Raw genomic sequence first — 15540 nt, 5'->3', positions numbered from 1 at the left:
CTAAATCAATATTCTCGGATCTACAACTCTATATAATATATCAATTAAAAAATTTATGATTACTACTACTGAAGCTATATAGGTTATGATAGCCTGGACTAATGGTATATCTCGAGTAGTAACCCCATTAATTAAAAGGGTTCCAATACCTGGCAGGTTAAATACCTGCTCAACCACTATGGCTCCTCCTAATACTCCAGCCGTCAGCATACCGATTATGGTGATTGTTGGGATTAGGGCATTTTGAAGGATATGGTAAAGATATATTTTATTGGCTGAAAGACCCTTGCTGTATGCTGTTATCACATATTCTTTTTCCTGTTCTTCCAATATGATATTTTTCATATGCCTTGCTACAACTGAAATTCTCGATATGGCAAGGGCAAAAGCAGGAAGAGTTATTATCTTAATATGAGAGATGGGATCCTCTCCGAAGGAAATATACTTTAATGAAAATAACTTAAAGATTATTCCGAATATAATTAAAAATATTATTCCCAGCCAAAATTCCGGGATGGCAAGACCCAAGTGGGAGAATATAGAAAGCCAGGCTCCCAATTTGGTGTCGTTATATTTTGCACTTAAGATACCTATGGGTATCCCTATGACTACTGCAATCAGGATAGCATAGATTCCTAAACTAAGTGTAACTACTATTCTTTCCCTTATAAGTTCCTTTATTGGCCTTGAAAATCTTATAGATTCTCCTAAATTTCCCTTCAATATGTTTTTTGCCCAGTAAATATATTGTGTAGATAATGGTTTGTCTAACATAAGTTCTGTTCTCAGTGTATCTATTTGTTCCTGACTAGCCTCTATTCCTAATTTTGAAAGGGCAGGATCCCCGGGGATTATTTGGAATACTGAAAAAGATATTACCGAAACAAGAAACAATGTGAAGATCATTATACTAATTCTTTTAATAAAATAAATCATGTTCTCTCCTATTTTACGAAATAAAGGGTGGAGATATCCTGTACATAGATAGGATAAGGAGTATATCCTCTCAGGTCTTTATCTGTAGCAATTATTCCTGCTGGTGCCATGATAAATACAACTGGGATGTCCTGAGCCAATATCATTTGAGCTTCTTTATATAACTCGGTCTTTGTTTTTTCATCTGTAATTTGGGTAATTTTTTTCATAACTGTATCGTATTCTTTAGATTCATAGTTCATAAAATTCCTACGATGGTTACTGATATAACGATTCAATATGTCGTAAGGCTCAATCTTTCCATCCAATGCAATGATTGTTCCTTCGTATTTTCTACCTGCATAGATATCTTTTAACCAAGTTCCCCATTCTACTTCGACTAAATTTGCTTTAATCCCTACTTTTTTTAGCTGCTCCGATATAATTACCCCCGTATCAGCATGAAATCTATAGTTTGTAGGAAGGCTTAAGGTAAACTCAAATCCATTTTCATAACCGGCTTCCTTTAGTAATTTTTTAGCTTTTTCTATATTATGTGGATATGTCCCTTCGGTTTCTATATTGTAATAATTTTTCATAACCGGACTCATATTAGTGCCAATTGCTTTTCCCAAACCTGCATCCAGTGTATCGATGATTTCCTCTGAATCTATTGCATAGGCTATAGCCTGCCTGACTCTCAGGTCATCAAATGGTTTCACCTTATTATTTAAAGATAAGATCTGCATAAGGTTTTGTTCAGTTACAATTATATTGTTTGTGTTTTCCAAAATTGAAATATGAGTAGATCCCATACGTGGATAGAGGTCTATTTCCCCTCTTTGAAGGGAAAGAATTGAACTCTGTTCATCCTTAATAATTGAAAACTCTACTTTATCTATAGTCGGAACTCCCCCTATCCAATAATCTGAAAATTTTTCCATAAGGAGCTTTTGTCCTGGTAGGTACTCTATAAATTTAAATGGTCCTGTTCCAATAGGCGACTGCTCAATATCCACTACATCTCTTGGGATAATAGCTGTGGTAAATTTACTTAAGATTGTCCCGTCTACTTTTTTTAGTTCTATTGCAACAGTTTTATCATCTATTTTTTTAATATTTTTAATATTTTTAGCCAGATCTCTTACAATTGAATTTCCTGAAAAATCACCACCAATTCTAGTCAATGAGAATATGATATCTTCTATTTCAACATCTTTACCATTGTGGAATTTTATTCCATCCCTTAACTTAAAAGTGTATACCAGATTATCTTTTGATATTTTAAAGGATTCTGCCACAGCAGGGATTAATTTCCCCTCATGGGTTGGCTTTAGTAAGCCTTCGAAAACATTAAACATAACTTCATAAGTACCTGCAGCCAATGCTTTGTGAGGATCTAAAAAATCCATATCCTGGGATATTCTGACAACGAGTTCTCCTCCGTTTACCTTAGTTTTTATAGTGTTTTCATTGGATGTCTTTTCTTTCCCGCAACCACTAACCATTAACATTAATACTGCCAAAAAACCTATTAATTTTTTCATAACTCCCCCTAAATGATATATTCTTATTTCTTTACTAACTAGTACCAATTATTAATGTACAAATTAGTAGTTTATTCTTCTGGAACTTCCTAAAGATATATTTTTAAAGGATTTTCTTTATTTCCCTCTCTAACATTAACATCTATAAATGTTTCTTTAGGATTGAATTTATTGAATAACCTTGGAATATTTCTTTATTTTAGGAAAAGGCCTCTATATTCGATAAAAACTTATTCTGAAGTTTCCTTATAATACTACTAACTAGTTTTAAAATCAAGGTTTTTTTGATTTTTTTACCAATATTTTTTTAAAATAAAATTTCTACCTAGATGGATTATGATCAATAACATTATATTTTATAAAAACATCGATAAAAATAATATAGACGAGAAAAGAAATAAAAAAAAACAGTTTTTCATATGAAAAACTGCTTTTAATGAGTTCACTAAAACATATAGTGAACTCCTAAAATATATTGAGTAGAATCACTGGAATTGGAGGAGCTGCTGGCTACCTCTGTAAAATTATGATTGAGCTTTACCGAAGCAGAGACAGCAAAATTATCCATTTGGAGTTTAAGCTGATTAAACCATTGGAGAGAGTTATCTGTTCCATAAGCCTCATTCCAGCTGTTGTTATATTTTTTAGATTCTTTAGCCCCGAAGACATAATCCACCCATCCACTATATACAAATGACCAGCCATTTTCAAACCTATACAGAGGAGCAAGATAAGCTATATTGAATAGGTATCCATCCCATTTGCCTTCATTGGGCTTACCATATGATTTGGTGGCATACCTTGCAAAGAGGTTCATTCGGACATAATCAAATCCTTCTAAATCAAAATAGTTTCCTATTCCTACCTGATGACGTCTCAACCCGCCTTTATAGTCTCCATTATCATAATCCAGTTGATACGAAAGAAACCATTCGTTGAACCTTCCAATGGAAAGATCCTTTCCCAAGAGACCATCCAATGAGATACGAGGATTAATTTCCCCATAGATACTAGGCTTGACTCCGTGCATATCGCTGCTGCCAGAGTTTAGAATGTCGAAGAAGTCGTTGAACCAATATAGATCCAATAATTTATATCTATGAAATCCTTCCATTTCCAAATAGATGTCATCCACCCTTTCACGGGTTCCATCAGCGGCATTATTTCCTTGAAATAAACTTACCTGAACCATATTATAGTTCCATGGCTCGTATTTTGCCATTGCCAGCTGGCTAAAGCATAGCATAATAATAATTAATATTTTTTTCTTCATATTTTTCTTACCTTCCTAAAGTTAGTATTTCGTTACATTATGTATAATCCAAGATATCCTAAGACTCCTGAAGAGATGATAAGGATAACTGGATTGAGTTTTTTCTTATAGGCTATCCCAAACATGAGAAGAGAGATAATAATTGTTTTTATTTCTATCTTGCTTTCAATTATCCAAGTAGCCTGGGCAATCATATATCCTGCATATAAAATTAAAGCTGTAGTCAGGGATTTTAAAACAAAAAAAATAGCTCTCTTATAGATATTTTCTTCTAGTTGCTGCATGACCTTGGCTAAGATTAGAATAACTATGATAGATGGAAGTGCAAGTGCCATTGTTGCTACTATAGCTCCTGGAATCCCCGCCACTTTATTCCCTACGAATGTTGCTGTATTCATGGCTATGGCACCGGGGGTCATTTGAGATATAGACAATACATTAAAAAATTCATCATATCCCATAAATCCGTTTTTTTCTAATTCGTTCTGTAGGAGGGGGATAGAAGCCAATCCTCCTCCAAAGTTAAACAGTCCTATCTTAAAATACATAATAAATAATTTTAGGAGAGTTATAAAATAAGCCATCTATTTCACCTCCAAAATAGATTTTATCCTATTTGGAAGAAAAAAAGTAGCAGCAGCTCCTAATAATGCTCCAAAGATAATGAGTAAAATAGGACTCATATCGAATATCAATAACAAAATAAATGCAACGATAAAAATAATGTAACTCACTCCGGAGATAAAACTTTTTCTGCATATTTTTAAAGTTGAACTGGCAATAAGACCTATGATACAGGCTCTGATCCCTAAAAAGATACTATTAATCACCGGGTTATTAAAAGCGTTTCCTAAAAAATTATAGATTAGGGTAATAATTATAAGAGAAGGAAATATAATTCCAAGGGAGGCTATAAATCCTCCCAATTTGCCAGCTTTTTTATTGCCTATAAATGTAGAAGCATTTATAGCTATGGTTCCAGGAGTCATCTGAGAGATTATAAACATCTCCATAAGTTCGTCCTCTGTAATCCATCCTCTTTTTTCCACCAATTCTTTTTCGATAAGGGGTAACATTGCATACCCTCCTCCAAAGGTGAATAAACCTATCTTAAAAAAAGATGTAAATAACTTCATTAACATAATAAGACTCCTTTAAAAATCAAATCTATATCCTAAGCCCAATGTAAATCTGCTGTGATCTATATTCTCTTCCATATTGTTATCTGTTTTAGCTGTATTTATTTGGTAGGCAAGTTCTACGATAAACTGGTCTACTTCAAATCCACCACCAATAGCTCCATAAAATCCAACAGGATTGACCTTTTCATCTATATCTCTCAATCCATTTTCAGTTTGATTAAAGGATAATCCGATATTGGTCTTTAAAAATGGCTGGATAGTTCCGTCGGTATTAAATTGATACTTTATTACACCATATATTGGTACAGATGTATATAATTCTCCTGATTTTCCATCTAAAGCTTTAGCCTTTCCATGTTTTTGATAACCAATTCCCAACCCCATATATGTATTAGAATAGGTCTCTTTTAATCCCTCTAAAATAACTTCATAACCTGTCTCTGAATCCTCTCCTAGGAGCTCAGATCCATTTTTTTCAATACTATTATATTTCCCGTTGAAATTAGCACCTATTCTGCCTTCTATTATATTTCTGCCTGCACCGTAGACTGTATTGGCAGTTAGCACTACCAATACAGCTAATAATTTTATCTTTTTCATCTCTTCCTCCTATTTTTTTTGTTGTATTTTTTTCATTAAGTGTAAGTTTAATTTTCTGGGAATAAATTTTGTAAAAGCTATCATAAATTTATTCAATTTTCCATGAATCAGGATGTCTTTTTTAGTATCTATATTTTTATAAAGATACTTTGCCACATCCTGTGGCTCAGCTATATGAAAGTTTTTAAAGAGTCCCTTTTCTATTTTATCCATCTTTTCAAAGGCAGTTTTTGTAGGGCCTGGACAGAGGGTAATGATCTTTACCTTAGAATCCCTCACTTCCTCTGCAATTCCTTCAGAAAAATTCAACAGATATGATTTTGTGCCGTAGTAAACACTCATAAGTGGTCCGCTCTGAAAACCAGCTGTAGAAGCTATATTAAATATTTTCCCCCTTCCGGCCTTTATCATATCCTGTAAAAATAATTTTGTAAGAATGGTAGGGGTGACTATATTTAAATTTATCAGATCCAGATCAGACTGAGTATCTTTTTCTAAAAATTTACCATGATAACCTATACCTGCATTATTTATAAGGATATTTACTCTCAGCTGTTTTTTCTTTATTGTTTCATATAGGCTGACAGCTCCTGTTTTTCCTGATATATCCAGAGATATTATTTTTATATCTACTTTATATAATGATTCTAATTTTTCTTTGAGGAGGGTCAGTGTGTTTTTATTTCTAGCTACCAAGATCAGATTATGGTTATTTTGGGCAAAGATATGAGCTAAATTCAACCCAATCCCTGAGCTGGCTCCTGTTATAAGTGTGTATTTCAAAGTTCCTCCCATGTTTAAAAAGTATAAATTATAATGAAAGCTTAATTATTAAATTTATTATATCATAGAAAAGAGACTGATTTCTATGGAATCAGCCTCTTAATTTTTTTATTATTTAGAAAATTATATCCGTAATGGGCATCACCAAGATCTCTACTCGATAAAGAGTATTACATAATCTAAGAACCTTGAGATAAAATGTATAGACCAAACAAAAAGTCATAAAAACTTAACGCTGCTTTTTTATTTTATAGATGTTTATATAGAATTATTATGTTCGATACAAAACTCCTTAAATTTATCTGTTTCTAAAGGTTTTGTAAAGAAGTACCCTTGAGCAGCATCACAATTTAGTTCTTTTAAAAGATTAAAAGTATCAATATTTTCAACACCTTCGGCTATAACTTTCAATCCCATAGATCTTCCTAAATCAATGGAAGATTTAACAATATTATAATCTCTTTGATCGGTATTCATATTTTTTATAAACATCTTATCTATCTTCAGTTTATCAAATGGAAGGTTTCTAAGGTAAGATATAGCAGAAAAACTAGTCCCAAAATCATCCAAGGCAAAAGTGATACCGTATTTTTTTAAACATTCCATAACTAAATAGATCTCTTCAAAATCCTCAATTAAATTTCTCTCTAAGATTTCAAACTCTAAACCATTTAAACTTCTATCATAATTTTTTATGGTATTGGTAACTGATTTATTTTTCAGGCATGCTACAGGTGTATTTAAAGCTAATTTCATATGGAACCCATCTTTTTCCCATTCTTCCTGAATCTCAAGGGAAGATTTGATCAGCCAATTTGTAAAAGTATTGATTAAGTTAGTTTTTTCCATATATGGCATGAATAAATTTGGAGAGATAGTTCCTTCTGTAGGGTGAACCCATCTTATCAAAACTTCAGCACAGCTGATTAAGCCGGTTTTAAATTCTATCTTAGGATGAAAATAAAGTTGGAATTGATTATTTTCAATGGCAGCAGGCAATTCATTTAAGATAGAAAGTTTTTTATTGTGAAGTTTATTGATGTTATCGTTGAAATAATAATATGAAAATAGGTTTTTTCTTGCGTAAGCCCGTGCTATCTCTGCATTTTGTAAGAGCCTTTCCTGGGTATCTATAAATTTTGCCACCCCGACACTGAGCTCAGGATAGATTAAAATATTGCCTATAGAGATATTTTGTTCTAAGATCTCTATTTTTTTCTCAAAAGAATAGGGACTGTGATGATCCATCAATAGCCCAAAAGCATTATCTCTAAAGTGAAAAAGTTCAACGCCATCCTGAGATACCTTTTTCAAATTAAGAGATAAAAGTTTTATAAAATCTTCTAAGATAAAATTACCGTATTCATTTAGAATTTGGTTGAAATTTTCAATTTCAAAAAGAGCTAAATATTTACCTCGAAGATGTTTTTTTTCTATAAAAAAAGTATCGAAACATTTTCTGTTGGCTATATTTGTAATTCGGTTATAAAATGTTAGTTTTTCAACATCTTTTAATGTTTTTAATATTATATCTATGATAGATCCATTGACAGTACTGACAATCACAAAGAATAAAAGTCTGTATATCCAATTTTCAGGGGACTGCATCTCCATGGTTGCAACTGACAGGGGAATAAAACTAGCAAGGTAACCGGCTATAGTTCCAAAGAAAAGCCCTCCTAAATATCCAAAGTTAAATACTGCTAGTATCAGAGGGATATACATAAGGTTTATATAAACATATTTAGTCCCGCCAGTAAGGTAAACTATTCCTAAAACTGCAAAAATTAATATCAAAATAAGCAAAATTGAATATATAATATCCAATTTTTTAGGATGGTACCATTTTTTAATAAGTTTAATGAAAAATTTAGTGTTTTGCATAGTAAAAACCACCCTTGAAAAGTTATATCAATATTATATCTTAATAATTATCTTATTCAAAATTAATTTTCAATAAATAGTGTTATATTTCTCATTTGGTTACTATTTTAGTTAAGATTATGGTCGGTGAATAAATAATAATTACGAATAGTAAAATATTATTGTATAATAGGAATAGAATTAGTACTATAGCTCAGAGATACGATATAAGAAGGTGATTGAAGTTGCTTATGAACAAGGAGCAAGAAAAAATAGCATATACAAAACCAAATGGTCATATGCTTATAAAGGGTATAGCAGGAAGCGGAAAAACAACAGTAGGAATATGCAGGATATCATATTTATTGAATAACTATTGTCATGATAAAGATGATAATATTTTATTTATAACATTTAATAAAACTTTGGTTAACTATGTATCTTATTTTTATAACAAGGTCGATAATATAACTCAATATAATATGCATTCATTGTTTGGGTTCCCAAAAGACAGGGTAAAGATAACAACAGTTGATAGTTTGATGTATGGGTATTTTTTAGAGTATCAAAAAAAATCTAAAGTAGAGTTAAAACTCAACCCGACCAACCATAAAAAACATGGTATTTTAAATGAATTGATCGAAAAATTGAAGAATAAATATAGTGAAGTTTCAATCTTTGAAGATGTGAATACAGCTTTTTTATTGGAAGAAATAAATTGGATCAAAGCCTGTAACTATATAGATGAAGCTGAATATCAGGAAGCCAGCAGGATAGGAAGTCTGAAATTAGGAGTGACTACTCAAAAGCTGCCTAAAAATTCCATAGTCAGAAAGGCAATATTTGAATTGATGGAACTATATACAGAGAATCTTTTAAATGAAAATAGTATAGATTATAATGATATGAGACTCATTGCTTTAGGGGAATTAGAAAATAAAGCTAAGAAAAAATATACCCATATTCTGATAGACGAATGTCAGGATCTATCCAAGGTACAGCTGGAATTTATAAGGGGATTATATGCTAATAAAAGCCACTCTAGTTTTACGTTTTTATTTGACAGTGCCCAGAGCATATATTCCCATTCATGGCTGGGTATGGGAGGGGAACGGACATTTGCCAGTATAGGTTTTAATATGATAGGAAAAAGTAAAACTCTCAGTAAAAACTTTAGAACCACAACACAGATATCTAAAGCAGCTTATAGTCTCCTAAATAAAAATGAGGTTATCACAGGGAATTCCGACTACGTAAAACCATATCTTATTGATAGATACGGAAACTATCCAATATTTAAAGAGTTTTTATCTGAAGGAGAACAGGCAGCCTATGTAAAAAAAATACTAGATGGGAGACACTCAAAAACTCTTAAAAGTGATATTGCTATAATCGGAAGGACTAAAAACCAGTTGTTAAACTTTAAACTTTTGATGGAAAAATTAGGGGTGAAGACAACATTTATAGATCGTGGAAATGATGACTTTGATTCCAACGAGATAAAATTATTTACTATGCATTCTATAAAGGGAATTGAAACCAAGGTAATAATTATGATCTCTTTAAATGAAAAAATACTGCCATTTCATTCATCTAATATAGAGGAATTGAAGGAATATGAGGAGATACAGGAACGAAAGTTGATGTATGTAGGGATGACCAGAGCCATGGAAGAATTATATTTGTTATCCTCTGAAACTCCCAGTAAGTTCATAGGGGATATAGGATATAAATATTTACAGATAGATACTGATAAGAAGATGAGAGTGTTTTATAATATCCCTGTAGATGATTATTACTTTAAAGATAGGCTGGTAAATATTCATTCCAATGAGGAGAAGGTAAGGCAGTGGCTGATCCAAGAACTTCTAACTACCTATGAGTATAGATTAGACCTTATAGATCTTGAATATCCATTAACCTTTGGGTCGAAAAAATATTTTGTAGATGTAGTTATCTACAACAAGAAAAAACCATATATATTTATAGAAACAAAATCAAAGGAAGTTGAACTATTAGACGGTTTTGAACAGTTGAAAAGTTATATGACCATGGAAAAATCGGTGGAATACGGGATACTGACCAATGGAAGGGATATAAAGATATACAATTCTGAATTTAAAGAAGTTTCTGAGATACCTGATTTTACACTGGATATGGTAGAGGAAACTGTAGGGGAAGAATTTATATATTCTGATTTAAAGAAGGAAATACAGATACCGTATCTTGTAATAGACGAAGAGACTATAATTGCAGAGGATAAAGACGGAGATATAACATATAATAGAATCGATCTGGTGTCGGTGCCAAAATTTAAATGGGTAAATATATATACAGACTATGAAGATCCGGAAGGGGAAATATTATTGCCTAAAGAGTGGACCGGTGACAACTGTAACTACATAATAGAAAATTATGGGGACAGCATGGACCCGTTGATCTGTGACGGTGATCTAGTGCTCATAGAGAAAAGAACTCCTAAAACAAATGATATAATAGCAGTTATAATGGAGGAAAAATCGGTTCTAAAAAGGTATATGAAGATAGGAACATCTATATTGTTGTCCAGTGAGAATGAGGAGTATGAGCCTATATATTTTAATGAGCAGGATATAAATGACTATTTTGTAGGAGTAGCTGTAGGAGTTATTAAATAAGAATAACTGATAAAAAATAGAACGCGGATAGTGTGTATACGCAGATAAGGAAGAGAAAATACAGGGGTTTGAATTAGTGAATAAAGGAGTGATTAAGTGTGGTAAATTTTGAAAAAATAGATGAAATGATAAAGATTATAGCTAGTGGGGAGATACCGGAATCTCAGAGTTTCAATGAGTTTGCTGTGAACTTTTATTTGGAGACGAAGATAGTACCTCTTTCTAAGTACCTAAAGATGGAAGGCAAAACTAATAAGATGCCTAAAATTATGAATACCAAAAAAAGTGGAGAGCTGCTTTTTCATACTCAAAAAAATGAAGAGATATTAAAGTTTTTAAAAAAAAGAGGGTACCAGGAGATTCCTGAATTAAATTTTACCTGTGTTATGCTCCTTAGGAAGGTTGACAGTATGTCAAATTGGAAAAAACTGCTCTCTTATTTTGAAGGGAAGGGAACTATTGAGGAGATCAATAATTCTACCAGAATACAGTTGCTGCCAGAGGAAGAAAAAAAGATCGGAGACTTTATAAAGATAAATCTAGGGGTTTCAGATACTGAATTAAATTGGTTAAAAGATAAATTTAAAATTATATATGAGAACAAGGAACTTTTGAGATCTATAAAAAAAATAGCAAGGTAGTTACTATATTTATAAAGGGGGAAGTATGTTAAATTTTAATTTTCAGAATACAACAGAGATAATTTTTGGTAAGGATGTAGAAGCACAGGTCGGGAAGAAAGTATCTGAATATGGAAAAAAAGTATTACTTCATTATGGGGGGACCAGTATTAAAAAATTCGGTCTCTATGAAAAAATAGTAAAAAACTTAACAGATGAAGGTATAGAAATATTTGAGTTAGGAGGAGTATTGCCAAATCCTAGATTATCCATGGTAAGAGAGGGAATAAAAATTTGTAAAGATAATAATATAGACTTTATCCTGGCTGTGGGAGGTGGAAGTGCCATTGACTCAGCTAAAGCAATTGGTGCAGGTGTAGAATATGATGGAGATGTATGGGATTTCTTTGAGGGGAAAGCTGTAGTATCTAAAACTTTACCATTAGGAGTGGTTTTGACAATTCCTGCAGCAGGAAGTGAAGCTAGCAGTGGTAGTGTTATTACAAATGAAGATGGGTGGTATAAGAAATCATTCGGCGGAAATATAATCAGACCCAAATTTGCGATCATGAATCCTGAAGTTACATATACTTTGCCTAGTTATCAGACAGCAGCAGGTGCAGTAGATATTATGGCTCATGTTTTAGAAAGATACTTTACCAATGAAAAACATGTAGAATTAACAGATAGGTTATCAGAAGCGGTATTAAAAACAGTTATTTTAAATACTCCTAAAGCCTTAGATTTTCCAGAAGACTACAATGCCCGTGCTGAGATCATGATCTCTTCAACGATAGCTCATAACAGCCTTCTCGATATGGGGCGTGAATCTGACTGGGCCTCTCACGGAATAGAGCATGAATTGAGCGGTATCTATGATATTACCCATGGAGCAGGGCTGGCTATTATATTCCCAGCATGGATGAAATATGTGTATAAAACTAATATGGATAGGTTTGTACAGTATGCTACCCGTGTGTGGAATGTAGATATGAATTTTAATGATCCAGAAGCTACAATTTTGGAAGGGATCAAGAGAACCGAGGAGTTCTTTACATCTATTGATATGCCTACTAGATTATCACAGGCAGATATAGATGGGGAGAAATTTGAGGAGATGGCAGCCAAAGCTACAGAAAATGGAACCCTGGGTAGTTTTGTTAAATTAACTCAGGAAGACATTGTGAACATCTATAGGTTGGCAGAATAAGGCAAGGTGAAGTTAAAAACCCTAGGAGGAAGAGTATATGTACTCTTCCTCCTAGGGTTTTTTAGTTATTTAAACCTACCTTACAATATTCCTGTAAGTTTTAACAATGCCTTAGGGTCTGGCTGTCTCCCGTGAACATTAACAAAACTTTCTTTCATATTTACCGATCCTCCAAGTGATAAGAGGTTATCGAAAAAGTTATTGGCCAGCTGCTTATCTATATTGCCATCCTTAGTCATCTCTATATAACTGTCAGCTGAAAGTACTTCAGCCCATTTATATGAATAATAACCTGCTCCATATCCACCTGCAAATATATGACTGAATGAACATTGGAACTTATTGTACTCTGGTGTTTTTATTACTGAAACCATCTTTCTGACTTCATCTAATTTTTCCTGAACCTGCTTTTTAGAGTATGCATCATCATAGATCATCAGATCAAATAACCCGAATTCAACCTGTCTGTTATTTCCATATCCCTGCCCATAATTTAAAGAATCTAATACTTTTTGAATCAATTCATCGGAGATAACTTCACCGGTCTCATAGTGAATTCCAAATGTCTTTATAATCTCCTTGTTATTAGCAAATTCCTGCAGCCATTGAGACGGATATTCTACTACATCCCATTCAGTTCCGTTAAATCCAGAAGCAGAGATCTCCTTTGTTTTAGAAGTGATAAGATGAAGAGCATGTCCCATCTCATGGAATAGTGTTACTACATCTGAATGATCTAATAGTGATGGGACTCCATCCTTACTAGGAGGGAAATTGCAAACGATTATTCCTGTTGCAGGAACACGGACACCGTCCTTAGTGTAGCTTGTAATCCAGCTGTCTGCCCAAGCTCCTCCCCTCTTATTCTCATTGGTTTCTAAATCCATGATTAAATTCCCTAAAAGTACTCCATTTCTTTCTAATTCAAAGACTAAAGCTTTGTCATTCCATAATTTTGTATCCTCTATCTGTTTAGCTTTTAAATTAAAGATATTATCTAAAAATTGGAACATCCCGGAAACTACCTTGTTTTTCTCAAAATATGGTTTCACTTCACTGGGATCAAAATTATATTTTATCTCCTTTAATTTTCTAGAAAGGTATGCGTAGTCATAGATCTCTACAGTTTCATAGCTTAATTTTTCTTTTGCGAAACTCTTTAATTCTTCGATCTCCTCCACAGCCTTTGGCAGAGCTTCCTTACCTAATTCTGTCAAGAAATCTATAACTTCTAAAGCGTTATTTGCAGTTTTTGAGGCAATAGATAGTTCCCTGTAATTTTCATAACCTAAAATTTTAGCTTTTTCATCCCTCAAGTTTAAAATTTTCTCAATGAGTTCTTCATTTTGAGGAGCCTTTGTGGCAGAAGCTTTATATAGTTTTTCCCTTAATGTTCTGTCATTACAATATTTTAAAAATGTAGTAAGGGATGGCCCGTGAAGGGTAAATTTCCATTTTCCATTTTCTATCTCAGCAGATTTTTTATCTATCTCAGAAAATTCAGAAAGAACTTTTTCATCCTCTATAATTAATTCATATCCATTTGTAGCATCAGTTATATTTTGGCTGAAATCATTTCCTAATTTGGCTAATTCTAAATTGATGGATTTGATCTTCTCCTTGCTTTTTTGATCTAAGCCAATACCGCTGGACTTAAATGATAATATTTGTTTTTCTAATATTCTTTTTCTTACATCACTTAAATCTTCAGTTTCATAAATTTTTATGATAGAGTTAGCAACCTCTTCATTCTGGCTTAGTTTAGAAGTGAATTCATTCATAATAGGGATATACTCCTCATATGTCTTCTTTCCTAAGTCTGTAATATTTGTTGAGATTTCAATCTGTAGTGGAAATGAAAGTTTTTCAACGTCATCCAAAAGGTGTTCCATTACGTCGAAGAAATTATCGTATGTTTTATCTTTTATTTTTAATAACTCCTCAATAGCACCCTCAACTGAAATTATTCTTTCATTGAGTTCATCTATAAATCTTTCATCCAGCTTTTTGTAGTTTAACTGCATAAATCATCCTCCTAATTTTGTATTATCTAAACAGATTATACCCCACTTATTTTATATATGTGAAATTTTTTATTTTAATTTTGAACCCTCCTCTGAATTCCTATGATAAGTTGTAGTATAATTGATATTTAACTATATCTATGTTACTATTTAGGGAGAAATTTATAGTGATATTAAGGAGTCATAAAATGAATAAAAAAATAGTTATTACAATAAGTAGTTTAGCAATTATAGCCGGGATATTTCTTGCCGGGAATGTGGGGTTAAAGTTTTTCTTTCATGACTATTTATATGAGACACCAAATTTAAAAGGTCTTACAGTTGAGGAAGCCAAAGTGTTGGTAGGATCAGAATTTAAATTAGTTGATATGGGAGAACATTATTCTGAATTGAAAAAAGGCGAGATCTACTCTCAGCTGCCTGTACCGCCAAAACATATAAAGAAAGGCAGACCTATAAAAATCTGGATAAGTAAGGGAATGGATACAGTCATTTTACCCGATTTAAAGGGGAAAAATATGCAGGATGCCAGAGTTATCCTAAGTGATATGGGGATCAAAGTAGACAGAATCTCCCATACTATGGAAGGTTATATGAATAATAGAGTTATAGGAACTGATCCTTCGGAAGGTAGTTCAGTTTCCCGTGGTAGTTCAGTCTCTCTATTGATCAACGTCAGCCAGATAAAAAATATCAGAATGCCGGATATCCTGGGATTTTCATTGGGAGAAGGTGAAAAGATTCTTAGGCAAAAAAAGCTGGTTGTAGGAGATATAAAAAAGGTATATAGGAATGATTTTCCTGAAGATACTATAATTGACATTAGTTACCCTGCTGGGAAAGACGTTTTAGCAGGCTCGGTTATAAATATTACAGTTACAACTCAAAGTGAGGAGGAATAATTAT

13 protein-coding genes are annotated in these 15540 nt (G+C 32.7%); 4 read left to right on the top strand and 9 right to left on the bottom strand.

Translation table 11 applies throughout. The annotated features are described in order from the left end of the window. From NRK67_14630 to NRK67_14595, 8 genes are all read right to left on the bottom strand, one after another. Complete coding sequence (locus tag NRK67_14630) at positions 1-936, bottom strand: ABC transporter permease (GenBank protein UUV18510.1); 936 nt, start codon at positions 934-936, stop codon at positions 1-3. Positions 937-944: 8 nt separating this feature from the next. Next, positions 945-2462: an ABC transporter substrate-binding protein gene (locus NRK67_14625; GenBank protein ID UUV18509.1), complete on the bottom strand. Its 1518-nt coding sequence runs from the start codon at positions 2460-2462 to the stop codon at positions 945-947. A 445-nt stretch (positions 2463-2907) separates the two neighbouring features. Beyond that, on the bottom strand, positions 2908-3735 hold the full coding sequence (locus tag NRK67_14620; GenBank protein ID UUV18508.1) for an outer membrane protein OmpK: 828 nt from the start codon (positions 3733-3735) through the stop codon (positions 2908-2910). Positions 3736-3767: 32 nt separating this feature from the next. Then, complete coding sequence (locus NRK67_14615) at positions 3768-4319, bottom strand: chromate transporter (GenBank protein UUV18507.1); 552 nt, start codon at positions 4317-4319, stop codon at positions 3768-3770. Then, a complete protein-coding gene (locus NRK67_14610; GenBank protein ID UUV18506.1) occupies positions 4320-4877 on the bottom strand; it encodes a chromate transporter in 558 nt (185 codons plus the stop codon). A gap of 12 nt (positions 4878-4889) precedes the next feature. Then, the gene (locus NRK67_14605; GenBank protein UUV18505.1) at positions 4890-5477 is read right to left on the bottom strand and encodes a porin family protein; all 588 of its coding nucleotides are present in this window, start codon (positions 5475-5477) and stop codon (positions 4890-4892) included. 9 nt (positions 5478-5486) lie between these two features. Then, positions 5487-6260, bottom strand: a complete 774-nt coding sequence (locus NRK67_14600; GenBank protein UUV18504.1) for an SDR family oxidoreductase — start codon at positions 6258-6260, stop codon at positions 5487-5489. A 258-nt stretch (positions 6261-6518) separates the two neighbouring features. Then, on the bottom strand, positions 6519-8144 hold the full coding sequence (locus NRK67_14595) for an EAL domain-containing protein (protein ID UUV18503.1): 1626 nt from the start codon (positions 8142-8144) through the stop codon (positions 6519-6521). A gap of 230 nt (positions 8145-8374) precedes the next feature. Here NRK67_14595 and NRK67_14590 point away from each other — a divergent pair, with 230 nt between their 5' ends. The 3 genes from NRK67_14590 (at position 8375) to NRK67_14580 (ending at position 12610) form a co-directional block, all read left to right on the top strand. Then, the gene (locus NRK67_14590; GenBank protein UUV18502.1) at positions 8375-10780 is read left to right on the top strand and encodes a type I restriction enzyme HsdR N-terminal domain-containing protein; all 2406 of its coding nucleotides are present in this window, start codon (positions 8375-8377) and stop codon (positions 10778-10780) included. A 98-nt stretch (positions 10781-10878) separates the two neighbouring features. After that, complete coding sequence (locus NRK67_14585; protein ID UUV18501.1) at positions 10879-11421, top strand: hypothetical protein; 543 nt, start codon at positions 10879-10881, stop codon at positions 11419-11421. A 25-nt stretch (positions 11422-11446) separates the two neighbouring features. Further along, positions 11447-12610 carry an iron-containing alcohol dehydrogenase gene (locus tag NRK67_14580; protein UUV18500.1) on the top strand — a complete coding sequence of 388 codons (1164 nt, stop codon included), beginning with the start codon at positions 11447-11449 and terminating at the stop codon, positions 12608-12610. 80 nt (positions 12611-12690) lie between these two features. Here NRK67_14580 and NRK67_14575 read toward each other — a convergent pair whose 3' ends face one another. Beyond that, positions 12691-14634 carry a M3 family metallopeptidase gene (locus NRK67_14575; GenBank protein UUV18499.1) on the bottom strand — a complete coding sequence of 648 codons (1944 nt, stop codon included), beginning with the start codon at positions 14632-14634 and terminating at the stop codon, positions 12691-12693. A gap of 188 nt (positions 14635-14822) precedes the next feature. Here NRK67_14575 and NRK67_14570 point away from each other — a divergent pair, with 188 nt between their 5' ends. Then, the gene (locus NRK67_14570; GenBank protein UUV18498.1) at positions 14823-15536 is read left to right on the top strand and encodes a PASTA domain-containing protein; all 714 of its coding nucleotides are present in this window, start codon (positions 14823-14825) and stop codon (positions 15534-15536) included. Positions 15537-15540 lie beyond the last annotated feature (4 nt).

The sequence above is a fragment of the Fusobacteria bacterium ZRK30 genome, assembly GCA_024628785.1.
Classification (GTDB): Bacteria; Fusobacteriota; Fusobacteriia; order Fusobacteriales; family Fusobacteriaceae; genus Psychrilyobacter.
Note: the sequence above shows the minus strand (reverse complement) of the source record. Positions and strands in the feature narration are given on the sequence as shown.

Coding starts and splice junctions, on each gene's coding strand:
- NRK67_14630 (UUV18510.1), bottom strand. CDS start 936: ATGATTTATTTTATTAAAAGAATTAGTATAATGATCTTCACATTGTTT.
- NRK67_14625 (UUV18509.1), bottom strand. CDS start 2,462: ATGAAAAAATTAATAGGTTTTTTGGCAGTATTAATGTTAATGGTTAGT.
- NRK67_14620 (UUV18508.1), bottom strand. CDS start 3,735: ATGAAGAAAAAAATATTAATTATTATTATGCTATGCTTTAGCCAGCTG.
- NRK67_14615 (UUV18507.1), bottom strand. CDS start 4,319: ATGGCTTATTTTATAACTCTCCTAAAATTATTTATTATGTATTTTAAG.
- NRK67_14610 (UUV18506.1), bottom strand. CDS start 4,877: ATGTTAATGAAGTTATTTACATCTTTTTTTAAGATAGGTTTATTCACC.
- NRK67_14605 (UUV18505.1), bottom strand. CDS start 5,477: ATGAAAAAGATAAAATTATTAGCTGTATTGGTAGTGCTAACTGCCAAT.
- NRK67_14595 (UUV18503.1), bottom strand. CDS start 8,144: ATGCAAAACACTAAATTTTTCATTAAACTTATTAAAAAATGGTACCAT.
- NRK67_14590 (UUV18502.1), top strand. CDS start 8,375: ATGAACAAGGAGCAAGAAAAAATAGCATATACAAAACCAAATGGTCAT.
- NRK67_14580 (UUV18500.1), top strand. CDS start 11,447: ATGTTAAATTTTAATTTTCAGAATACAACAGAGATAATTTTTGGTAAG.
- NRK67_14575 (UUV18499.1), bottom strand. CDS start 14,634: ATGCAGTTAAACTACAAAAAGCTGGATGAAAGATTTATAGATGAACTC.
- NRK67_14570 (UUV18498.1), top strand. CDS start 14,823: ATGAATAAAAAAATAGTTATTACAATAAGTAGTTTAGCAATTATAGCC.